Here is a 22,482-nt window from a genome sequence, read left to right on the forward strand (position 1 = left end):
CGGGCGTCGCCGTCGGCTCAGCCGGTCGGCGTGGGCGTGGGTGTGGCGGGGACACCGCCACTCGGCGTGGGTGTGGGTGTGGCGGGAACGCCGGCGGCCGGGTTCTCCACCAGGCGCCGTTCCAGGTTGACCTGGGCCTGCCCGGTGCCGCCGACGGTGATGGTGTCGTACGCCTGGAGCAGCTTCTGCTGGTCGAAGTAGAGCACGCTCATCGACAGCGGGGTGGGCTTCTCGCCCTCCAGGCCGCGCAGCCCGGCGCCTCCGGTGGAGCCCTCCACCATCAGCGTGGTGGGCTGCTGCCCGGGTGCCTGCGGCAGCTCGGAGACCTGCCGGGAGTGGGTGTGCCCGGCCAGCACCAGCGGGCAGGTGCCGGCGAGCGGCCCGGCCGACGCCGGGTCGTGCACGAGCGCGATGTTCACCGGCTGCGGTGAGCTGCGGACGGTCGCGGCGAGCTGGTTGCCGACCCCGATCACCTGGTCGGCCACCTGCTGGGTCAACCCGCTGCCGGCCGGGGAGGTGTTCTTGTCCGGGGTGAAGCGCGGGTCGCCGATGCCGGCGATGGTCAGCCCGGCGACGGTCGTTGTCGTGTTGTTCAGCACGATGGCGTTCGGCTGGCGGGCCACAGCGGCGGCGGTCTTGCCGGAGTCGTGGTTGCCCCGGATGAAGACGTACGGCTTCTTCAGCAGGCCGATCGAGGCGACGAAGGAGGCTTCCGGTTCGCTGCCCCAGTCGGTGATGTCGCCGGTGTCGATCACCACGTCGATGCCGAACTGCTCCACGACAGTCCGGATCAGCTGCCAGCCGGTCGGGTTGAGGTGCATGTCGGAGACGTGCAGCACCCGGGTGGTGCCCGGGGTCGGCTCCAACAGCGGAAGCGCCGAGACTGTGGTGTAGAGCTGGCTGACGTTGCCGACCAGGCGCTGCAACTGCTCCGCGTACTTGGTGTAGTCGTTGGCGATCCGGCGGGCGTCACCGACGATGGCCGGCGCGTTGACCAGCAGCCCCTCGTAGCGCGGTTCCTCGATGGCCTGCGGGCGAAGTGTCGCCGCCGCCGTGCCGAGGCTGCTGGCGGTGACCAGCAGGGCCAACCCTCCCGCCCAGGCGGTCCGCCGGACGTCGCGGAAGATCAGCCCGGCCAGGATCAACGTGACGAGCACCGACGCGCCGAGGGTGCGCAGGCCGAGGCGCATCACCCCGGAGCGGACGTCCTCCACTGCGCTCTGGCTGGCCCGGCTGATGCTGGCCGGGTCGTCGATCAGCGCCTCGGTGCGCCCCTGGTCGAGGGCGCCCAGCCGGACGGTGAGATGGGTCGGCCCGTCGTGGCTGTCGAGCAGCAGCGCGCCGAGCGGCGGGATGTCGACGGTGGTGCCGCCGTCCCGGGCGGGGGAGATGCTGAGATTGGCCCGGAACGGGCCGATGTCGGTGCTCACCTGGCCACCGGCCAGCACCCCGAGCACCGCACCGGCCAGGGCCACGGCGAGGACGGCGACGATCAGCCCGAGGCGGCGCAGCGGGCCGGCCGCGCCGACCCACCAACCCGTCGGGCGCGGCCGGTCGTCGCCGATCACCGGGTCGTCCCGGTCATCGGCGTCGTCGTGCCGCTCGTCGCGTTGGCCGTCCATGCTGAGAGTCTGACCTGCCCGTCGGAAGATCTTGGTAAACCTGAACGGATGGTGACGAAATCAGCTGCGTCCGCCGTCGCCGCCCGCGAAGACCACCCGCAGGAGCCGGTCGTCGTCGCCCGCCGGGTCGCCCCGCCCGTCGTGGTTGGAGGTGCTCACCCAGAGCGACCCGTCCGGTGCCGCGGCCACCGCGCGCAGCCGGCCGTAGCGGTTGGTGAGCAGCTCACTGGGCTGACCGAGTAGGGTGCCGGTGTCGGTCAGCTCCATCACCCAGAGGCGCTTGCCGCGCAGGCAGCCGGTGACCAGCAGCCGGTCCGTGGCGGCCAGACCGGAGCAGGACGCGTCCGACGTCGCCCACTGCACGATCGGGTCGGTGAACCGCCTGTCGCCGGCCTGACCCTCGACCTCCGGCCAGCCGTAGTTGCCGCCCTTGGTGATCTGGTTGATCTCGTCCCAGGTGTTCTGGCCGAACTCGACGGCGTACATCCGCTTCGCGGCGTCCCAGGCGAAACCCTGGACGTTGCGGTGGCCCATGGACCACACCGGGGAGTTGGGGTACGGATTGCCGGCGGCGGGCTTGCCGTCCGGGGTGATCCGCAGGATCTTGCCGCCGAGGCTCTTCATATCCTGCGAGGAGGGGCGCTGACCTGCGTCACCGGTGCTGACGTAGAGCTGCTTGTCCGGGCCGAAGCCCAGCCCACCACCGTTGTGCACATTGGCCTTGGGGATGCCGGTGAGGATCGGGGTGGGCTGCCCGCCGAGTCGCAGCCGGGCGACCCGGTTGTCCCGCTCGGTGGTGTAGTAGACGAACACCGTCTGGTCCCGGGTGAAGTCGGGGGAGGCAGCGATGCCGAGCAGGCCACCCTCGCCCGCCGCCGCCACGTCGGGGATCGTCTGGAGCGGGCGGACAGTCAGCCCGTCCGGCCCGGACTCGGGCCCGACCTGGAGGATCCGGCCGTTGTCCCGTTCGGTGACAAGCGCGCCGCCGTCCGGCAGGAAGGCGATCGCCCAGGGCACCCGCAGACGCTTGGCGAGCACTGTCGCCACCGCCTGCTGGCCGGCGCCGCCGGGGCTCGCCGACGCGGACGGGGTCGGCAGGTTGGGCGGTTCGCCGGCCGGGTCGGGCTCCGGCTCGCCGAAGCTGCAACCGGCGGCGAACAGCAGCGCCGCGCAGGACGCCGCGAGGGCCACCCGGAGGCGGTGGATGCGAGGGTACGGGGGACGGGCTCTCACCCGGCCCAGGGTAGCCCGCCGCGCGACCCGGCCGGGCCCGTCGAGACGCAACGGGTGCCGATGGGCCCGCTCGGTGGTCCCCGGTGGACCGCTCACCGGGCCCGTACGGCCAGCAGCGCGGTGTCGTCCTCGCGGTGCTGGATCGAGGCGAGCAGCAGGTCGCACAGGTCGTCGAGGGGCAGCGTGTCGGTGCCGGTCAGCCGGCCCGCCAACTCGGCCAACCCCTCGTCGATGGAGCGGTCCCGCCGTTCGATCAGCCCGTCGGTGTAGAGCAGCAGGGTGTCGCCGGTGGCCAGGCTTGTCGAGTGGCTGCTGCGCGGCGACGGACGGGCCAGGCCGAGCAGCGGCTCCGGTGTGCCTTGGAGGATCTCGACCGCCCCGCCGACGCGGACCACCAGGGCCGGCGGGTGCCCGGCGTTGGACCAGGTCATCTCGTGCACACCGGCGTGCTGCGGACAGATCCGCACCAGCGTCGCGGTGGCGGCGATCGGCAACCGCAGGCCACGGATGGCGCCGTCCAGGTTGCTCAGCAGTGACCCGACCGCATCCGGCCGGCCGAAGGCGTTGCCCCGAACCAGGTTGCGCAGCTGGCCCATCGTCGCCGCCGCCTCGATGTCGTGCCCGGCCACGTCCCCGATCGCCACGATCACGTCGCCGTCGGGCTGCACGAAGGCGTCGTACCAGTCACCGCCCACCTCCACCCGGTCGGCCGCCGGCTGGTAGCGGGCCGCCAACTCCAGCTCGGCCACCACCGGCAGTCGGGGCAGCATGCTGTGTTGCAGGACCTCGGCGACGTGCCGCTGCTCCCCGTACATCGAGCTGTTGCCGACGGCCTGGCCGGCCCGGCGGCCGATGTCGACGGCGGTGAGCAGGTCCCGGTCGTCGAACTGCTGACGTTGGCCGCCGTTGACGAGGGTGATCGCCCCCAGCACCGTGCCGCCGACGCCCCGCACCGGCACGCTCAGGTAGGAGGCGATGCCCAGCCGACTGGCGATGGGAGCCATCTCCGGGTGGGTGGTGCCCCTCGTGACGTCGGCCAGGGACGCCACGCTGCCGAGCCGGGGCTGGCCGGTCCGGAGCACCGTCCGGATGATCGACTCGGCGCTCAGCCCGGTGCGCAGCAGATCGCCGAAGCGGTCGACGTCCGCCGCGCGGGCCGGGTCCCGGTGCACCGAGACCACCTCGCGGGGCAGGCCGGTCGGCCCGATCAGGGTGAGCAGGCACCAGTCGGCGAGCAGCGGCACCATTGTGGCGGCGAGCCGGCGCAGCGCGGTGCCCACGTCCAGGGTGCCGGCCAGCGTCTCACTGACCCCGGCCAGCAGTTCCAGCCGCTCGTGCGCCTGCACGACCCGCCGCCGGGCCTCCTGCGCGCCGTCGAGCGCGATCCGCAGTCGCAGCTCGGACGAGCAGGCGGCGGCCAGGTCGGCCAGGGTCCGCAGCTGCGCGGCCGTCCAGGCGCGGGGCTTGCTGTCGATGGCGCAGAGCGAGCCGAGCACCCGGCCGGAGAGGTCGGTCAGGGGCATCCCGGCGTACGCGACCACGCCGAGGTCGTCGATGGCCAGGTTGTCCCGGACACGGGGGTAGAGCCGGGCGTCCGGCAGCACCATCGGCACCTCGATGTCCACCACGTGCTGACAGAACGAGTGGCTCAGCGGGGTCTGCCGGCGTTGCGACCAGGGCTCCGGCAACCCGACCGCGCCGGGGAAGAACTGCCGGTCGGCGGAGACCAGGGAGACCAGCGCGACAGGCACGTCCAGCAGGTCACTGACCAGCCGCGCGAACCTGTCGAACGCCTCGTCCGGGACGGCGTCCAGCCCGGTGTCGGCGAGCGCGCGCAGCCGCGCCGGGTCGCCGAGCACCGGGGGTGGCGCGATCGAACGCCGGGCGGGGCCGGGGGAGCCGTCGGTCATCGAGCACCTGTCTGCCGGGGCGGAGGCCGACCGGCCCTCCGACCCTTCGTTATACCTCGTCCGCGTCGGAGTCGAACATCGGTGTGCTGAGTCTCGCCCGCCGCGACCTCGCGCGCCATCCCCCGGGACGCCGGTTCGCCGCCGTGCCTCCACCAGCCGGAGCGCCGGGGACTATCGTCGGCGGACGTGAAGGTATGGATTCCGCACCAGGCCGGCCTGAACCTCCTGGGCGAGCTGCCCGCGGACGTGACGGTGGAGGTCTTCGAGCACACCGACCGGATGCCGTCCGAGGCGGCCGACGTCCGCTTCTGGGTGCCGCCGTTCCTGGGTGGCTCGGACGCGACGACGGTGCTGCGGGAGCTGCCCGACCTGGCCGTGGTGCAGTTGCTCTCCGCCGGGGCGGACGCCTGGGCCGGCCGGACACCGCCGGCTGTCACCCTCTGCGATGCCCGGGGCGTACACGACCCGTCCACCGCCGAGTGGGTCGTCACAGCGATCCTCACCCAGCTGCGGGCGTTCCCGGCGTTCGTCCGCGCGCAGGCCGAGCGGCGCTGGACGTTCGCGGAGAACGCCCCTACCGACGAGCTGACCGGTAAGCGGGTGCTCATCATCGGCGCCGGCTCGATCGGCTCCGCTGTGCGCGACCGGCTCGCCCCCTTCGACGTGAGCTTCACACTGGTCGCCAGGACGGCCCGCCCAGAGCAGGGGGTGCACGCCGTCGAGGAGCTGCCGCGACTGCTGCCCGACGCGGACGTGGTGGTGGTGCTGGTGCCGCTCACCGACCAGACCCGTGGCCTGATCGACAAGGCGTTCCTGGCCGCGATGCCGGACGGGGCGCTGCTGGTGAACGCCGCCCGGGGCCCGGTGGCGCACACCGAGGCGCTCGTCGCCGAGCTGGGCACCGGTCGGATCTCGGCGGCGTTGGACGTCACCGACCCGGAGCCGCTGCCCGCCGACTCTCCGCTCTGGGTCATGCCGAACGTGCTGCTCACCCCGCACGTCGGCGGGTCGGTGCGCGGGTTGCTGCCACGGGCCTACCGGCTGGTGGGCGATCAGGTCCGCCGGTTCGCCGCCGGGCAACCGCTGATCAACACGGTGGTCGACGGCTACTGACCGGGGGTCTCCGCCGGAGCCTCCGGCAGCGGCTGGCCGGTCGCCGCGACCAGTCGGGGCAGATCCGTCCCTCGGACGGCCGGCAGGGTGACCTGGCGGCCGTCGTCGAGCCGGGCCACCGCGCGCCCGCGCTGGTCGGTGGTCAGCTCGAGGACCTGGTCCCAGTCGATCCGACGCTGCCCGACCAGTGCCCGGATCCGCAGCTCCCGCGCGTCGGCGTCGGTGCCGGCCCGCCAGGCCCACACCGCGACGGCGAGCGGGACGAGCAGCACCGGCAGCAGGTAGTCCCGGGCGTTGGCCAGCGGCAGGGCGCCGACGAAGGCGATGATCGCGGCCACCAGGATGGCTTGGTTGTACCGGAAGCGGACCGTGTCGGGCTTACTCACCCTCCGATGATCCCACTTCGGGTTGTTTCGGCTCGCGGCGGGCGGTGCCGGCAGCGTGCGGTACGCCGTACAGTGACACAGGTCGTTGTCTTCCCTGAGTGACCGGCAAGTAACCAATTCGGCCGTCCATCGTTGCCAATCGTGGGTAGCGGACTCGCAACGTCCGATGTCCCGCACCGTCGCACCGCCCCCGTGCCCCCTCACGAAGGCGACCGCCGTGCTCCTCGCGTACCCGTTCCGCGTTCTCGTCCCCCGCCGTGCGGCACCGGAGGCCGCCACGTCCGTGGCGGTGGCGCTGCTCCTCCTCGCCGGTTCCGTCGACCTGGTCCCGCCCTCGGTGGTGATCGCGCTGGCCGCCGGTGCCGGCGCCACGCTCGCCGGGCTGCGACTCTCCCGGCTGGCCTCCCGACGCGGCACCGATCCGACACCGCGTGCGGCGGGGGTGCTCCTCGACGCGGCGGTGGTGGCGGCGGGTCTCACCGCCGTCGTGTTGCCAGTGGCCGGCATCGGGCACACCTTCGCCGTGCTGATCGGGTCGCTGGTCGTGGCGTCCCTCTCGACGGCCGGTCTGTACCGGCTTCCCGGCCGATCCCGGGCGGCGGCCTCGGTTCGGTTGCGGTGGTTGGTCGAGTCGACCGGCCCGGCGGTCGGTCTGGCCCTCGCCGGCTGGTTGCTGCTGCCCCCCGACGGCCTACCGGTCCCGGTTCGGCTGGTCGCCGCGTTGACGCTCGGCGGGTTGGGCATGGCCGCGTTGAACGCGTTCGCGGGGCCACGGCGGCGCTCGGGTGCGGCGCTCTGCCGGGGCGGCGTCCTGCTCACAGTGGGCGGGCTGGTGCTGCTGGCCACGTTGCCGTCCGCGCCGGCCGGCCGGGTGGCACTGCTGGCCGTACCCCCGTTGGTGTTCGGGATGTTGCTCGTCGCGGTCGGCGCGGCGGATGCGGCGGACGACACGGAGGCGGTGGAGCCGGTCGCCGCGGCCTGGCCCCGGTTGGTGCTCCCCGCGGCTGTGCTGCTGCTGGCGGCGGGTCTGCACCTGGGCGCCGGCCGCGCACCGGACCGGACGAGCGTGCTGTTGGCCCTGGCGGCGGTGCCGCCCCTGGTGCTGCGCGAGCTGCTGCGCGCCGGTGACACGTCCACGTCCGTTCGGCGGGCCGCTCATCGGCGACCGGCCGGCCGTTCGCTGCGACACCGCCGTGCGGCCCCGGCGCGTTGGCCAGGCACGCCGGAGCCGCTGCCCGAGCGAGCCCTCGGCGTCCCGGAGGGCGCGGCGACCGCGACGGGTGCCGGCTCGACCTGGTCGCCTGATCACAGTTCCGCCTGGTCGGGGCTCAACCGGCGATCCGCGGCGGCGAGCGGAACCCCCGGCGACAGGGCTGCCCTGCTGGACGCCCTGGCCGCGATCGGCGACGTGCCGGCGCCGGCCGGCGCGCTGCTGCTGGTGGACCTGCACGGCACCGAGGGGTTCGGCCCGACGGCCCGGGAGGACGTGCTGGCCGAGGCGGTGCACCGGGCCCGCGCGGTCATCGCACCCGACGATCTGGTCACCGGGTGCACGGGTACCGGCTTCGCGGTGGTCACCGCCGCCGGCCCGGTGCTGGCGTACGCGCTGGGCACGCGACTGTTGAGCGCGCTCGGCCCGCCGTACCGGCTGGCCGGTGCGATGCTGCGCGTGCAGACGAGCATCGGGTTGGCCGAGGTGAGCGGCGCCGGGCCGGCGGACGTGCTCCGGCAGGCCGAGCTGGCCCGCCGACGGGCCGTGCAGCTGGGCCGGGACCGGGTGGAGTGGTACGACGCGTTCCTGGAGGAACAGCTGGTGCGCCGGCTCGACCTGGAGCGCGAGCTGCCCGGTGCCGTGGCGCGCGGCGAGCTGGACCTCGTCTACCAGCCGGTGGTCGACCTGGCCGACGGACAGCCGGTGGGCGCGGAGGCGCTGCTGCGGTGGCGCAGCCCGGTGCTCGGCACTGTGCTCCCGGCCGAGTTGCTGCCGGTCGCCGAGGACCTGGACCTGGTCGGCGAGTTGGAGTGGTGGGTGCTGGACCGGGCCTGCCGCCAGTTGTCCGACTGGTCGGTGGGCGTCCGGGAGCTGTGGATGGCGGTCAACGTCACCACTCGGGAGCTGACCACTCCCGACTTCGTCCAGCGGCTCGCGGCAGTGCTGGCCGCGTACGGGGTGCCGCCGGAACGGCTGGTGGTGGAGGTGAGTGAGCCGAGGGTCGCCGGGGACCTGTCGACAGTGGTGGCTCGGCTGGCCGGGCTGCGGTCGTTGGGCGTACGCACCGCGTTGGACGACTTCCGGGCCGAGCACGCCTCGCTGGCCCAGCTCCGCCGCCTGCCGATCGACCTGCTCAAGGTGGGCCCGGAGTTGGTGGGTGCACGGCCGGACGGGCAACCGCCGCTGATCGACGTGGTGGTCAACGTGGGCGAGCGGTTGGGCGTCGAGATCGTCGCCGAGGAGTTGGAGTCGTCGACCCAGGTCGAGGGGGCGCGCCGGGGTGGTTGCCGGTACGGGCAGGGGTTCGCGCTGGCCCGGCCGGCGACGGCCGAGCGGGTCGAGGCGTACTTCGAGGAGTTTCCCTCAGCGTCTCGCTGAACCGGTTCATCTGCCCCGGGGTGGTGCGGTGCTGCCGCGCGGCGTGAGGTGGGGTGTCTCGTCCTGCACCCGACCGGCCGGCTGCCCGGCGACGACGGCGAGCAGTTGCCGGGCGGCGTGCGCGCCGTACGCCGGGATGTCCCGGCCCAGCGCGGTCAGCGGCGGGTGCACCAGCCGGCACAGCGGTGAGTCGTCCCAGGCCACGATGGACAGATCGCCGGGCACTGTCAGGCCCATCTCCTGGGCGACGGAGAGCCCGGCGATGGCCATCACGTCGTTGTCGTAGATGACAGCGGTGGGTCGGTCGGCCGAGCTGAGCAACCGGCGGGTGGCCCGGCCGCCCTCCTCGCCTGTGTAGTCGGACCAGACGGTGACCGCGTCGACCAGGCCGAGCCGCTGGCAAACCGCAGCGAAGGCGTCGGTGCGGATCTCGGTGTGCCGCAGGTCGGGCAGGCCGGCGACCCGTGCGATGCGCCGGTGCCCGAGCGCGACCAGATACTCCACCGTCTCGGTCAGCGCTGCGGCGTCGTCGGACCAGAGGCTCGCCAGTTCACCGGTGCCGCCGGGGCCGCCGATCACCACCGCCGGCAGTTGCAGTTGTTCGAGTGCGGGGATGCGACGGTCGTCGGTCCGAAGGTCGCACACGAGAACCCCGTCCACCCGTCGTTCGCCCCACCAGCGCCGGTAGACGGCGATCTCGGCGTCCGGGTCGGCCACCACCTGGAGGGTCAGCGCGTACGAGCGGGCGGAGAGTTCGGCCTCGACGCCACTGATCAGCGCCATGAAGAACGGCTCGACGCCGAGGGTCCGCGCGGGTCGGCACAGGGCCAGGCCGATCGCCCCTGCGGTTGCCGCCGAGAGGGCGCGGGCGGCGCTGCTGCGGCTGAAACCGATCTCCGTGGCGATGGCGAGGATGCGCTGCCGGGTGGCCTCGGAGACGCCGGGCTGCCCGTTCAGCGCGTACGACACGGCGCCCTTGGACACCCCGGCGCGTTGGGCGACGTCGGCGATGGTCGGCCGCTTCACCGGCGTGCTCCTTCGCTCTCTGGCCGTTGACAGCCCGGACTCCGGACCGTACCGTTTCTCAGCTTATCCGGTTCAGTTCGGCATCTTTCGATGCGGGAAGGTGCGGTGACATGGTGAGCCGACAGGCACTCTACGACGGTTGGACAGTGCGAGCGGCCCCCGGAGCACAGGTGCCCGAGGAGATCGCCGGTCGGTCCGTGCCGGCGACAGTGCCGGGCTGCGTGCACACCGATCTGCTCGACGCCGGGCTGATCGGAGACCCCTACCTCGACGACAACGAGCGGGCGCTGGCCTGGATCGGGCGCACCGACTGGGTCTACCAGACCACAGTCGTCCACCGGGCGGGCGACGACGAGCGCGTCGACCTGGTCTGCGCCGGGCTGGACACCGTCGCCACGCTCACAGTCAACGGTGTGGAGGTCGGCCGCACCGCGAACATGCACCGCGGCTACCGGTTCGACGTCCGACCGCTGCTGCGCGACGGGAACAACGACCTGGTCGTCACGTTCGACTCCGCGTACCGCTACGCCGAGGCACTGCAGGAGCGGCTCGGCGACCGGCCGAACGCCTACCCGGAGCCGTTCCACTTCATCCGCAAGATGGCCTGCAACTTCGGCTGGGACTGGGGGCCGACACTGGTCACCGCCGGCATCTGGCAGGAGATCAGCCTGCACGCCTGGTCGACCGCCCGATTGGCCGAAGTTCGTCCACTCGCCACCATGGACGGTCGCGACGGCCGGGTCGAGGTGCACGTCGAGGTCGAGCGGGTAGCGGACGTCCCGCTGACCGTCCGCGCCGCAGTGGCCGGCGTCCGCGCCGAGGTGGTAGTCCCGGCCGGGGAGCGCACTGCCGTGTTGACCCTCACCGTCCGCGAGCCCGCGCTGTGGTGGCCCCGGGGGTACGGCGAGCAGACGCGCCACCCGATCGAGGTGACACTGCACGCGCCGGACGGCGACAAGCTGGACACCTGGTCACACCGGATCGGCTTCCGATCGGTGCGGCTGGACACCACACCCGACGAGCACGGCACCCCGTTCGCGTTGTCGGTGAACGACGTCCCGGTCTTCGTCCGCGGGGTCAACTGGATCCCTGACGACGCGTTCCCCACCCGGATCACCCGGGAGCGGCTGGCCGAGCGCTTCGACCAGGCCCTCGCGGCCAACGTCAACCTGCTGCGGGTCTGGGGCGGCGGCCGGTACGAGTCGGCGGACTTCTACGACCTCGCCGACGAGCGCGGTCTCCTCGTCCAGCAGGACTTCCTCTTCGCCTGCGCCGCGTACCCGGAGGAGGAACCGTTCGGCACCGAGGTGGCCGCCGAGGCCGCCGAGCAGGTCACCCGGCTCGCGCCGTACCCGTCGCTGGTGCTCTGGACCGGCAACAACGAGAACATCTGGGGCTGGCACGACTGGGACTGGCAGCAGGCCCTCGCCGGGCGCACCTGGGGGCGCGGCTACTACCTCGACGTGCTGCCCCGGATCGTCGGCGAGCTGGACCCGACCCGCCCGTACTGGCCGGGCAGCCCCTGGTCGGGCACCGAGGCGATCCACCCCAACGACCCGGCGCACGGCACCACCCACATCTGGGACGTGTGGAACACCGACGACTACACCAAGTACCGGGAGTACGTCCCGCGCTTCGTGGCCGAGTTCGGCTACCAGGCTCCACCGGCGTACGCCACGCTGCGCCGCGCGTTGAGCGACGTTCCACTGGCGCACGACTCACCGGGCATGGCGCACCACCAGAAGGCGGCCGGCGGCGACGCCAAGCTCCAGCGGGGCCTCGACGCGCACCTGCCCGCCCCGGCGGACTTCGACGACTGGCACTACCTGACGCAGCTCAACCAGGCCCGTGCGATCCAGCTCGGGGTGGAGCACTTCCGCTCCCACCGGGACGTCTGCGCGGGCACCATCGTCTGGCAGCTCAACGACTGCTGGCCGGTGACCTCCTGGTCGGCAGTCGACGGCGACGGCCGCCGCAAACCCCTGTGGTACGCGCTGCGCCACGCGTACGCCGACCGGCTGCTCACCGTGCAACCGCGCGACGGCGGCCTGGCCCTGGTAGCTGTCAACGAGACCGCCGAGGCGTGGACCGTACCGGCCATGGTCACCCGGTTCACGATCGCCGGGGAGCCGAGGGCGAAGACCTCGGTCAACCTCGACGTCCCGGCGTACTCCTCGGTGGTGCTGGCGCTACCGGCGGACCTGGCGCGGCCGGAGGATGCCCGGCGCGAGGTGCTGGTCGCGGAGGCCGGTGGCACAGCGCAGCGCGCCCTGTGGTTCTTCGCCGAGGACCGGGAGGTGGACTGGCCGGCGGCGGCCTGGGACGCGACTGTCGAGCCGGTCGACGGTGGGCAGCGGGTCCAGGTCACGGCCCGCACGGTGCTGCGCGACCTGACGCTCTTCCCGGACCGCCTTGACGGCTCCGCCAGTGTGGACACGGCACTGGTCACCCTGTTGCCTGGCGAGTCGACGGCGTTCACAGTGCACGCGGACGGGTTGCTGGACGAGGCGGCTCTGACCAGTCGACCGGTGCTGCGCTGTGTGAACGACATCGAGCGGCGATAGTCGCTCGGCAGGCGTGGCAAAGGCGGATGACACCTCGAGGAGCACGATGATCACCGAACATGTCCGAGACGCGGCGGCGACAGCGTTCGTCTTCGGGTTCTTCGCCTCCAGCTGGTTCGGCTGGGCTCAGGAATCGCCCCCGAAGCGGTGGCGGCCGGTGCTCATCGCCGGTTCGATCCTCGCCCTGCTCACCGCTACCGCCGGAGGTCTTCTCGCCTGGAGTCACTGGTCGGACGGGACGGCGTTCGACGCCGACACCAGCCGTACCTTCGGCATCGTCGTTGGCATCGAGTTCGGTACCGCCGGCATCGGTGCCGGGTTGCTCGCCCTGCTGCGGCGTCGCGAGCTGATCGCCCCGTGGGTCGCCCTGGTCGTGGGCGTCCACCTCTTCCCGGTGGCGGAGCTGCTCGGCTACCGGCTCATCCACCTGGTCGCCGCGCTGGTCACCGTCGTGGCGGTCGTGGCGGTCCCGGTGGCCCGGGCCCGTGCGGTGGCGGTGAGTGCGGTGGTCGGGCTCGGCACCGGCGCCGCGCTGCTGCTTGGCGCGGTGTCCTCGCTGATCATCGCCCTGGTCGCGTACTGAGACGGGCCGCCGAGCGGTGGGTCTGGAGACGACTCCTTCAGACCCACCGCACGGCGAAGCTCACGACGGGGTCAGGCGCGGGCGGCGGCTAGCACCTGGCCGACCAGGGCGCCCGAGGTGCCCGAACGCTCGTACTCGGGCCGGTTCAGGCTGCCACCCATCAGCGGCGCGGGGTTGCGGTGCACGGCAGGGCTGTCCGAGCTGACCAGGGCCGCGAAGTGGTACTCGTCGGCGCCGGTCGCCTCGACGATCCGGGCGATGTTGCGCGGGGTGATGCCACCGCCCGGCATGACGACGATCCGGTCGGCGGCCCGGCGCACCAGGTCGGCGATGAGCGGAGCACCCTCCAGCACGCTGACCTCCTGACCCGAGGTGAGCACCCGGTGCACGCCCAGCTCGATCAGCTGCTCCAGCGCCGCGTGCGGGTCACGGGTCATGTCGAACGCCCGGTGGAAGGTGATGCGGGCGTCGCCCGCGGCGGCGATCAACCGGCGGGTGGTCGGCACGTCGACGTCACCCTCGGCGGTCAACGCGCCGATCACGATGCCGTGTGCGCCGGCCGCCACCGCGGCCCGGACGTCCCGCTCCATCGCCTCGACCTCGAATGGCGAGTAGATGAAGTCGCCGGCCCGGGGACGGACGATCACGTGCACCCGGATCCGGCTGACCGCGCCCACTGTCGTCTCGATGGTGCCCAGGCTGGGGGTCAGCCCGCCGTCGAAGAGCGCGGAGCACAACTCCACCCGGTCGGCGCCGGCCTCCTCGGCGGCGACCGCTCCCTCGACGCTGTCGATGCAGATCTCGAATGTGTTCATGATTCTTCCTTTTCCGTGCGAGGCGATGCCGCTTCGGTCCGAGACGATGCTGTGGTCCAGTCGATGACGGCCGTGACGGCACCAACGGGTACGCCGCCGCCGAGCACCGGCACCTGGCGCAGCGCGTCGGCCCCACCCACCGGTACGCCCACGGCGTCGAGGGCGGCGAGGGCGATGGCTGTGGTGGCTCGGGGCGAACCGTCGATCGCCTTCACCGCCACCGCGTGACCGTCCGGTGCGGCCACCGCGAGCACGCCCTCCGCCCCGCCCTTGGCGAGGAAGCCGGGCAGCGCCCGCATCAGGTCGGTGTTCGGGTGCCCGTTCCAGCCGCCGACGTACTCCGGGTGCTGGCGCATGGCCTGCGCGACCAGCGCCTCGTCGCTGCCGGTGGGCGCGGTGACCAACGCCTGGAAGGTGCGGGCCAGGCCGGTCAGCGACAGGCCGAACAGCGGTGCCCCGCAACCGTCGACAGCGTGGTGCGCGATCGGCGTGCCGGCAAGCCGGGCGACGGCGGCGGCGGTTTCCCGCTGGAGCGGGTGGTCGGGGTCGAGGTAGTCATGGGTGCTCCAGGACCGGGCGACGCAGGCGACGAGCATCGCTGCGTGCTTGCCGGAGCAGTTCATCCGGATCCGGTCGCGCTGTCCGTCGGCGCGGATCAGCCGTTCCCGGGTCGGTTCGTCCTCCGGCCAGTCCTCCGGGCAGCCGAGCGCGTTCTCGGTCAGGCCGGCCCCGGCCAGCATCGCCCGCACCACCTCGACGTGCCGGTCGTCGCCGGTGTGGCTGCCGGCGGCGAGGGCCAGCGCCGGGCCGGTCAGCTCGTCGCCCGCAGCGATCCGGCAGGCCAGTGCCTGCACCGGCTTGAGGGTGGAGCGGGGGAGCACCGGCTCGTCGGGTACGCCGGCGGCGAGGGCGACAGTGCCGTCCGGGGCGAGCACCACGACGCCGCCGTAGTGCCGGCTCTCCACGAAGCCGTTGCGCACGACCCGGGCCAGTTCGGCGTAGCGGAAGATGGTCACCGGGGGGTGTTCCCTTCGAGAAGTGGCGGGGGCAGCTCGGCGGTCCGCCGTCCGCGCCGCCCGCCGAAGCGGCCGTTGCGGGCCTGGAGGACACGGGCGAACTTCGACAGCGAGGCGTTGACCACCAGGTAGATCAGCGCCACCACCAGGAACGTCTGGATCAGCAGGTGGGTGTACGAGGAGAGCACCTGCCCGCTGTAGAGCAGCTCGGTGTAGCTGACCACGAAGCCGAGCGAGGTGTCCTTGAGCAGCCCGACGAGCTGGCTGACCAGGGACGGGGCGAGTTGCAGCAGCGCCTGTGGCAGGACCACCAACGCCATCACCTGCCCCCGGCGCAGTCCGACCGCGAGGCCGGCCTCGGTCTGGCCACGGTCCAGCGCCAGGATGCCGGACCGGAAGATCTCCGCGAACGCCGCCGAGTTGGAGACCACCAGCGGCACCACGAGCTTCCAGAACAGCGGGAAGTTCAACCCGTACTGCGGCAGCGCGAACAGCGTCACGTAGATCAGCAGCAGGGTGGGTACGGTCCGGAAGATCTCCACGTACGCGCCGGCCAGCCAGCGCAGCGGTCGGTGCGTCGACAGCCGGCCGAGCGCCAGGAGCAGTCCGAGCGCGGCGCTGAGCACTGCGGTCGCGGCGGCGGCGCGCAGCGTGGCCCAGAGGCCGTTCAGCAGATACCGCCAGATGGGCCAGGTGGTGAACGGTTCCCACCGGGCGGCGGCCAACTCGCCGTGGCTGGCGAACTGGTAGACGGCCGCGACCACTGCGCCGACCAGGAGAACGGCACCCAGCACCGTGGCGATCCGGATCCGCCGTTGGGCGCGCGGACCCGGCTCGTCGAAGAGGATCTGTTGCGTCTTGTTCATCGGACGATCGCCAGCCTTCGTTCGAGCAGGCCGGTGACCTGACCGATGATCAGCGCCAGCAGCATGTAGGCGAGGCCCGCGCCGGTGAAGACGGCGATCGGTTGAGCCTCGACCAGGTTCACGGTGTTGGCCGCCTGGGTCAGCTCGACCACGCCGACGGCGGCGGCCAGCGAGGTGTTCATCAGCAGCGCGATGCAGATGTTGCCGATCGGCTGGATCACCGCCCGGAGTCCCTGCGGCAGGATCACGTGCCGCAGTGACTGACCGAAGGTGAGCCCGATGGCTCGGGCTGCCTCAGCCTGGCCCACACCGACCGTGTTGATCCCGGCGCGGATCGCCTCGGCTAGGTACGCCCCCTCGTACACGGCGATGACGATCGCGGCGGAGGTGAACAGCGGGAACGTGATGCCGATGGTCGGCAGCGCGAACACGAAGAGCACCAGTAGCGCCAGCAGCGGCAGGTTCTGGAACACCTCCACGTACGCGGTGCCGATGGCGCGTAGCAGCGGAACGGGGGCGATGCGCAGGGTGGCCACGACGATGCCCAGCAGCATCGCGCCGACGGTGGTCACGACTGTCAGTTCGACAGTCGTGACCAGGCCGTGGCCAAGCTCGCTCAGGTGGGCGGTGAGGGCTTCCATCGGTACGAGAGACTGCTCAGGAGCCGTCGGCGGAACCGAGGGCGGGCGGGGTGGGCGCCCCACCCTCCACCACCGAGCCGAGGGTGCCTTCCCAGACCTTCGCCCACGTGCCGTCGGCCTGGATCTTCTTCAGCCAGTTGTTGACGAACTCCTTGAACTGCGCGTCCTCCTTGTTGAGGCCGATGCCGTAGGCCTCGGTGGTGAACGGCTCGCCCACCACCTTCATCCCCGGGTTCGCCTTGGCGCCCGAGGCGAGCAGCGTGAAGTCCTGCACGTACGCGTCGCCGCGCTTCTGGAGCAGCGCCTGCAACGCCTGCGGGTCGGTGCCGAAGGCGATCTGCTTCGAGCCGGGCGCGGCGGAGGGCAGCGCGGTGACGGCGGGGGTGTTCGCCCCGACGATCACGGTCTTGCCGGCGAGGTCCTTGACGCTCTTGATCGAGGTGTCGTCCTTGCGGACCCCGACGGCGAGACCGGAGGTGAGGTATGGCCCGGCGAAGGCGACCTGGGTGGCCCGCTGCGGGGTGATCGTGTACGTCTGGAAGACCGCGTCCACCGACTTGGCCTGGAGCATGGCCTCCCGGGTCTGGGTGCCGATGGTCGTCGTCTTCACCTCGGGCTTGCCGATGATGTACTTCGCCAGCAACTTCGCCATGTCGGCGTCGAAGCCCTCGATGGTGCCGCTGACCGGGTTCTGCTGGGCGAGCAGCGGCGCGTCCAGGGATCCGCCGATGTTCAGGTAGCCGCGCTTGCGGATCGCCTCCATCGTCGAACCGGCCGGGATGTCCGCGTCGGTGGCCACCGGAGCGGCGTCGTACACCGACTGGGCGACCACGCCGTCGCCGCCCAGGCCGGGGTTGCCGGGCAGCGTCGGAGCGCTGCCGCCGCTGTCGCCGCCGCAGCCGGCGGTGGCGAGGGCCACCGCCACGGCGGTGGCGGTGAGGGCGAGCGAACGCCGCCCGGTGAAGCTCATCTTGAGGATTGACATGACACCCTCCCGTTGGGGGCTAGTGCTGGAGGATCTTGGATAGGAAGTCGCGGGCCCGCTCGGTGCGCGGAGCTGCGAAGAAGTCGTCGGGCGCGCCGGATTCGACGATCCGGCCGTCGTCCATGAAGACCACCCGGTCGGCGGCGCGACGGGCGAAGCCCATCTCGTGGGTCACCACGATCATGGTCATCCCCTCGGCGGCGAGGGAGACCATCACGTCGAGCACCTCGTTGACCATTTCCGGGTCGAGGGCCGAGGTCGGCTCGTCGAAGAGCAGCACCTTCGGTTGCATCGCCAGGGCTCGGGCGATCGCGGCCCGCTGCTGCTGCCCGCCGGAGAGTTGGGCCGGGTGGTGGTCCGCCTTGTCGGCGATACCGACGCGCTCCAGCAGGGCCATCGCCTGCTGTCGCGCCTCGGGTCGTGGGATCCGGCGGACCCGGGTCGGGCCGAGGGTGATGTTGTCCAGCACCGTCTTGTGGCCGAAGAGGTTGAAGGACTGGAAGACCATGCCGACATCGGCGCGTAGCCGGGCCAGCGCGCGGCCCTCGGCGGGCAGTGGCTCACCGTCGATCTCGACGCTGCCCTGCCCGGCGGTCTCCAGCCGGTTGAGGCAGCGGCACAGGGTCGACTTGCCGGAGCCGGAGGGCCCCACCACGACGACCACCTCGCCGGCCGCCACCGTGAGGTCGATGTCCTTGAGCACGTGCAGCGGACCGAACCACTTGTTCAGGCCGCGTACCGACACCATCGGTCGGTTCGCACCCGTCGTCTCCGGTGCCACCAGACGGCCTCACTTCCTTCGACTACAAAACTAAGTCAGCTTCATATCGAACCAACAGCGCCATCTAAAGGTAGCCAGCAAACTAAGTCAACCGGTTGCTTGAACAAACTCAGGGTGCTAAGAAGCTGACGTGACGATTGACGACGCGCCACGCGATGCCCTCCGGGGCGGCCCCCGGGAGCTACTGCGCTGGGTGGCCACCGGTGCGGCCGTCAGTCGGGCCGACCTGTCCCGCCTCTCCGGGCTCTCCCCGTCGACGGTCTCCCAGCGGGTCGAGGCGTTGATCAACCAAGGGCTGCTGGAGGAGGCCGGCGCCGGGCGGTCCCGGGGTGGGCGGCGACCCCGCCAACTCGCAGTGCCCACCGGCGGCGCCGTGGTCGGCGCCATCGACCTCGGCGCGCATCACGCCCGCGTCGGTGCACTGGATCTCTCCGGGCGGGTGGTCCAGGCCCGCACCCTGCCGGTCCGCATCGAGGACGGCCCGGAGGCGGTGCTCGGCGCGCTACTCGCCGAGGTCACCACGCTGGTGGGCAGCGCCCCGGCGGCCGGCGGCTCGGCGGTAGGTGCGCTCCGCGGCGTCGGCATCGGGATCCCCGGCCCGGTGCAGCACTCCACCGGCCGGATCGTCAGCCCGTCGCGGATGCCCGGCTGGAACGGCTTCGACGTCGTCGCGTTCTGCGCCGGCCGCGTCGACGTACCGGTCATCGTGGACAACGACGCCAATCTGATGGCGCTCGGCGCGCACCGCACCGCGCACTCCGAGTTGGACCACGCCGTCTACATCAAGGCTGGCACCGGGATCGGCTCCGGTGTGATCTCCAGTGGACGGTTGCACCGGGGCGCGCAGGGATCGGCCGGGGACATCAGCCACTGCCGGGTCGTGGCCGACCCCGCGCCACCGTGCACCTGTGGCAACGCCGGTTGCCTGGAGGCGGTGGCCAGCGGCGCCGCACTGGTCACCGCGCTCCGGGAGCAGGGTGTGCCGGTGTCCGACCTGACCGGTGTGATCCGCCTGATCGACGACGGTGACCGGCAGGCCACCGCCCTCGCCCGGCAGGCCGGCCGCGCCGTCGGCGAGATCCTGGCCGTGGTGGTCAACTTCTTCAACCCGCAGGTGGTGGCCATCGGTGGTCGGCTCGCCGACTGCGAGCCGCTGCTGGCCAGCATGCGGGCCACCCTCTACGAGCGATGCCTCCCGCTGGCCACCCAGACCCTGCTCATCGAACGGGTCGCCGCCGGCCAGGACGTCGGCATCACCGGTGCCGCCCACCTGGTGATCGACCACGTCGTAGCGGCCGCCTGACCTCGCTCAAAGTGACATCTTCCATCACCTAGGGTGACGCTCCTGTGGTGTTGCATGCCGGATCTTTACGCTTTTGCGCGTCGGCGGGCACCGATCATCCTGACAACTTCCTTACAGGCAGTCACGTAGCCTTCCGGTGTTCCTCACTCACCCGTGATTGCTCCTGGAGGTTTCGACGTGCGGATCAACGGACGGCTGCTCGTGCCGATCTCGTTGGCAGTGGTGCTGGCAACCGCCGCCTGCGGCACATCGGCACCGGCTTCCGGGCAGGCCGAAGCCCCACGACCCGGCCCGAGTACGCAGAGCTCGGCTCCGAGCCCCGACGACACGCCGACCTCCAGCCCGACCCCGGAGATCCCGACCGACAAGCAGATCCCCACCAGGGCCGCCGGCACCTTCACCACCGCCACCGGCAACGGTCGCGTGATCGGCAAGGGAAAGAAGCGGGTGCGCTACAGCGTCTCGGTCGAGAAGGGCATCGCCTGGGGTGACATCCCCGCCTGGAAGCCGAACCGGTTCGCCGCGAGCATCGAGCAGGTGTTGGCCGCACCGAACGGGTGGGCCACCTCCGCCCAACACCCGGTCACCAACGCAGCAGTGGACCTGACCCGGGCGTCGTGGTCCTTCCAGCGGGTCGGCACCTCGAAGGTCGACGTCGACGTGCGGCTCGCGACACCGAGGACAGTGGACCGCCTCTGCGGCGCGAGCGGCGTCGACACCGAGGGCGTCTACTCCTGCAAGTACGGCAAGACCATCATGATCAACCTGCGGCGTTGGCTTCAGGGTTCACCGGGATACCCGGTCAGCATCGACGACTACCACGCCGGTGTGATCAATCACGAGTTCGGCCACTTCCTCGGCTTCGCCCACATGAAATGTGGCGGTCGCGGCAAGCCGGCCCCGGTCATGATGACCCAGACGATGGGCCTGGGCGGGTGCGTGCCGAACGTCAGCCCGTTCGTCGGCGACGGGCAGTTCGTCAGCGGACCGTGGGCGTCGTCCTGACCTGGCTTCCCGGTCTTAACGAAGCGCAGCGATTATGTGCCCGACGGAGGTAGACGGATTGCCATCCGGGGGCGGGTCGAGTCGAGCAGCCCGCTGACAGGCGTCCTCGATTCGGTCGCGGAAGTTGCCGAAGTCGAGCCTGGTCTTGTCCCAGGAGGGGTCGTGCTCCCGCAGCAGGTCGCGGGCTCTCTTGGCGTTCTCCACGAACCGGCTGCAGTTGCCATAGTGGAGCAGCAGCCACACTTCGAAGCAGGGATTGGACCAGGCCAGGTTGACATCAGCGTCTACAGCTTCGCGGGACGCCGGCTCGGTGGCGAAGTCATCGACGTCGCAGACGGCCCATGCCTCGTCGAAATCGTCGCGCTGCCGACGCCGCGCCGCACCTCGTACCACGTTGACCGGGGAGCCGCGCTCTGCCACGACGACCACCCGAGGACGCACCCACGCCTCCTGCTTGAGGCCGTTGAAGTAGTCCCGCTCAGTGGATTCACCATTGGTGGCGATCAGCACGGTTGTCCGCTGCTCTCGGGTCGATGCGCGGCGTCGGAGGTCGGTCTCGCGGCCACGGCCGGACCGTATCGAGCCCGAGGCACGCCGATCACCCTGCCGGGGCGTCATCCGATCCTCCACGGGTGGCAAGGGCCTGCTCAAACAGGTCGGTGGACAGGTCGGGAACCGCGCCGTAGTTGCCGTTCAAGTAACGGCGCTGACGGTTCTCACCTTCTTTCCTGGGCTTGAAGTCGGTCAACGGATACAGCGAGGAGGCACCCTCGTTGTCCTTCTCCACGAACCAGATCTCGTCGCGGCGGAGGATTTCTTCAGCGTCGAGGGTGCCGAGCAGGGCGGCGTCGTGGCTGGTGAAGATGAGTTGGCCTCCAAGGGGGTTCGCGGCCGGGCTGCGGAACAGGCTGATGAGCTTGGCGGTCAGGATCGGATGCAGGCTCGCATCGATCTCGTCGATCAGCATTGTGGTGCCGGTACGTAGCATCGCCGCGGCATGCAGACCCAGGGTCAGCAGTTGCCGGGTGCCCGTCGACTGGTCCTGCAGGTCGAGCAGTGCGGTGCCGTGCGGACCCTGATGAGCGAACTGAACGCGGGGTGAGGGCCGGATAGCCGCGACGGCTCTTTTTAGTCGGTCGCTCGATCTCCTGGCTGGCAGGTCGGACCAGACGGTCTGATCATCACCCGAATCAGAGGCGATCACTACGTCGACGATCCCCACATCGGCGGCCTGCAACAGGTCAACGACCAAGCGGCGTACCTCGTCGGCATCCGATTGGCCGATACGGACGAGGGCGGACAGCCCAGAGTTGGGGTCAGTCCGTTGGCCGGTCAGGTAGAACCACCGGTAGGTGTCGTGCAACGGCTGTGGGTTTGTCGGATCCGGTTGGGGGCGGCTCTGGCCGAAGCGTGCGACAGTGCTGAGGAATAGTGCTGTTGGCGCGGTGATGCCAGCGATCTGCTCCAGGTCGCTGCGCCGGCCCGACTCCTCGCCCCAGTTGAAGACGTCGCCGTCGCGCTCGAATACGCGCCGCCTGCGCCCCAGCGGATAGTGGTAGAGCCACTCCTCCAGCACCCGGTCGTCGTCGATCGAGAAGCCATAGGTGTGTCTGACTCCGCCGAGCCGAAGGTCGACGACATAGCGCGATGGCTGGACGGCGATCTCCGTATCCAACCGGAACGGCTCCCGGGACAGGCCCACACCGGGCTCGACCGCCCGGTCGGACTCCACGACCATGTGCCGCATGAACGCCAGCGCGCCCAGGCAGTTCGACTTGCCCGACGCGTTGGCTCCGAAGATGCCGACGACTTGGACCGCCTGCGGAGCCGGCTCGTCAGCCTCGGCCCCGTCGCCGTAGACGGGCGTCAGGTTGAGCTGATGCTCGTCGCGAAACGAACGATGGTTGGCGAAGCGGAAACTCAGCAGCATTGGCCGCGTGCCCCTAGCTTGTGGGCGGTTACAAGTACATCTCTGCGAGTAAACCACGAGAAGCGGCACAAAGGGCCAACGTAGGCCAGCCTTGCTGCTGGCGGCGCTCTTGG

General features: G+C 71.4%; 19 protein-coding genes. 6 read left to right on the top strand and 13 right to left on the bottom strand.

All coding sequences use genetic code 11. The features are described from left to right. Positions 1–17: 17 nt before the first annotated feature. From AB0C20_RS03685 to AB0C20_RS03695, 3 genes are all read right to left on the bottom strand, one after another. Entirely contained in the window at positions 18–1,622 is a 1,605-nt protein-coding gene (locus AB0C20_RS03685; protein ID WP_357190782.1) for a metallophosphoesterase, read from the bottom strand. Positions 1,623–1,682: 60 nt separating this feature from the next. Further along, a complete protein-coding gene (locus tag AB0C20_RS03690; RefSeq protein ID WP_357567240.1) occupies positions 1,683–2,855 on the bottom strand; it encodes a PQQ-dependent sugar dehydrogenase in 1,173 nt (390 codons plus the stop codon). Between the two features lie 92 nt (positions 2,856–2,947). Beyond that, on the bottom strand, positions 2,948–4,765 hold the full coding sequence (locus tag AB0C20_RS03695) for a GAF domain-containing SpoIIE family protein phosphatase (RefSeq protein ID WP_357567241.1): 1,818 nt from the start codon (positions 4,763–4,765) through the stop codon (positions 2,948–2,950). A gap of 186 nt (positions 4,766–4,951) precedes the next feature. Here AB0C20_RS03695 and AB0C20_RS03700 point away from each other — a divergent pair, with 186 nt between their 5' ends. Then, positions 4,952–5,878, top strand: a complete 927-nt coding sequence (locus AB0C20_RS03700) for a 2-hydroxyacid dehydrogenase (RefSeq protein ID WP_357190776.1) — start codon at positions 4,952–4,954, stop codon at positions 5,876–5,878. Here AB0C20_RS03700 and AB0C20_RS03705 read toward each other — a convergent pair. Next, positions 5,872–6,264 carry a PH domain-containing protein gene (locus AB0C20_RS03705; protein WP_357190774.1) on the bottom strand — a complete coding sequence of 131 codons (393 nt, stop codon included), beginning with the start codon at positions 6,262–6,264 and terminating at the stop codon, positions 5,872–5,874. The genes AB0C20_RS03700 and AB0C20_RS03705 overlap by 7 nt on opposite strands. Positions 6,265–6,481: 217 nt before the next feature. Here AB0C20_RS03705 and AB0C20_RS03710 point away from each other — a divergent pair, with 217 nt between their 5' ends. Then, the gene (locus tag AB0C20_RS03710; RefSeq protein ID WP_357567242.1) at positions 6,482–8,854 is read left to right on the top strand and encodes a GGDEF domain-containing phosphodiesterase; all 2,373 of its coding nucleotides are present in this window, start codon (positions 6,482–6,484) and stop codon (positions 8,852–8,854) included. Positions 8,855–8,860: 6 nt separating this feature from the next. On the opposite strand, the gene AB0C20_RS03715 is transcribed toward AB0C20_RS03710, so the two are convergent. Then, positions 8,861–9,880 carry a LacI family DNA-binding transcriptional regulator gene (locus AB0C20_RS03715; RefSeq protein WP_357190770.1) on the bottom strand — a complete coding sequence of 340 codons (1,020 nt, stop codon included), beginning with the start codon at positions 9,878–9,880 and terminating at the stop codon, positions 8,861–8,863. A 110-nt stretch (positions 9,881–9,990) separates the two neighbouring features. Here AB0C20_RS03715 and AB0C20_RS03720 point away from each other — a divergent pair, with 110 nt between their 5' ends. Continuing rightward, a complete protein-coding gene (locus AB0C20_RS03720; RefSeq protein ID WP_357567244.1) occupies positions 9,991–12,444 on the top strand; it encodes a glycoside hydrolase family 2 protein in 2,454 nt (817 codons plus the stop codon). Between the two features lie 46 nt (positions 12,445–12,490). Next, the gene (locus AB0C20_RS03725; protein WP_357567246.1) at positions 12,491–13,027 is read left to right on the top strand and encodes a hypothetical protein; all 537 of its coding nucleotides are present in this window, start codon (positions 12,491–12,493) and stop codon (positions 13,025–13,027) included. 71 nt (positions 13,028–13,098) lie between these two features. Here the strand turns inward: AB0C20_RS03725 and AB0C20_RS03730 are convergent, their stop codons facing one another. The 6 genes from AB0C20_RS03730 to AB0C20_RS03755 are packed head-to-tail and all read right to left on the bottom strand — an operon-like array spanning position 13,099 to position 18,098. Further along, positions 13,099–13,842, bottom strand: coding sequence for a copper homeostasis protein CutC (locus AB0C20_RS03730; protein WP_357567247.1), 744 nt, complete (start codon positions 13,840–13,842; stop codon positions 13,099–13,101). Continuing rightward, positions 13,839–14,858, bottom strand: coding sequence for an asparaginase (locus tag AB0C20_RS03735; protein ID WP_357567248.1), 1,020 nt, complete (start codon positions 14,856–14,858; stop codon positions 13,839–13,841). The genes AB0C20_RS03730 and AB0C20_RS03735 overlap by 4 nt, the downstream gene beginning before the upstream one ends. Further along, complete coding sequence (locus tag AB0C20_RS03740) at positions 14,855–15,724, bottom strand: amino acid ABC transporter permease (RefSeq protein ID WP_238684672.1); 870 nt, start codon at positions 15,722–15,724, stop codon at positions 14,855–14,857. The genes AB0C20_RS03735 and AB0C20_RS03740 overlap by 4 nt, the downstream gene beginning before the upstream one ends. After that, a complete protein-coding gene (locus tag AB0C20_RS03745) occupies positions 15,721–16,365 on the bottom strand; it encodes an amino acid ABC transporter permease (protein WP_112582064.1) in 645 nt (214 codons plus the stop codon). The genes AB0C20_RS03740 and AB0C20_RS03745 overlap by 4 nt, the downstream gene beginning before the upstream one ends. A 16-nt stretch (positions 16,366–16,381) precedes the next feature. Further along, complete coding sequence (locus AB0C20_RS03750) at positions 16,382–17,350, bottom strand: glutamate ABC transporter substrate-binding protein (protein WP_357004004.1); 969 nt, start codon at positions 17,348–17,350, stop codon at positions 16,382–16,384. A gap of 19 nt (positions 17,351–17,369) precedes the next feature. Continuing rightward, positions 17,370–18,098, bottom strand: a complete 729-nt coding sequence (locus tag AB0C20_RS03755; protein ID WP_210781094.1) for an amino acid ABC transporter ATP-binding protein — start codon at positions 18,096–18,098, stop codon at positions 17,370–17,372. A gap of 163 nt (positions 18,099–18,261) precedes the next feature. On the opposite strand from AB0C20_RS03755, the gene AB0C20_RS03760 reads away from it, so the two are divergent. Beyond that, positions 18,262–19,434: an ROK family transcriptional regulator gene (locus AB0C20_RS03760; RefSeq protein ID WP_357567250.1), complete on the top strand. Its 1,173-nt coding sequence runs from the start codon at positions 18,262–18,264 to the stop codon at positions 19,432–19,434. A gap of 177 nt (positions 19,435–19,611) precedes the next feature. Further along, positions 19,612–20,439, top strand: coding sequence for a DUF3152 domain-containing protein (locus AB0C20_RS03765; RefSeq protein ID WP_357567251.1), 828 nt, complete (start codon positions 19,612–19,614; stop codon positions 20,437–20,439). Between the two features lie 15 nt (positions 20,440–20,454). Here the strand turns inward: AB0C20_RS03765 and AB0C20_RS03770 are convergent, their stop codons facing one another. Together AB0C20_RS03770 and AB0C20_RS03775 are read right to left on the bottom strand one after the other, a co-directional pair. Further along, positions 20,455–20,949 (bottom strand): RloB family protein, encoded by a 495-nt coding sequence (locus AB0C20_RS03770; RefSeq protein WP_357190755.1) that lies wholly within the window; start codon positions 20,947–20,949, stop codon positions 20,455–20,457. An 88-nt stretch (positions 20,950–21,037) separates the two neighbouring features. After that, complete coding sequence (locus AB0C20_RS03775; RefSeq protein ID WP_357190753.1) at positions 21,038–22,369, bottom strand: AAA family ATPase; 1,332 nt, start codon at positions 22,367–22,369, stop codon at positions 21,038–21,040. Positions 22,370–22,482: the final 113 nt, after the last annotated feature.

Origin of the sequence: Micromonospora sp. NPDC048843 (assembly GCF_040649965.1) — a bacterium.
In the GTDB taxonomy this organism is placed as follows: Bacteria; Actinomycetota; Actinomycetes; order Mycobacteriales; family Micromonosporaceae; genus Micromonospora; species Micromonospora hortensis.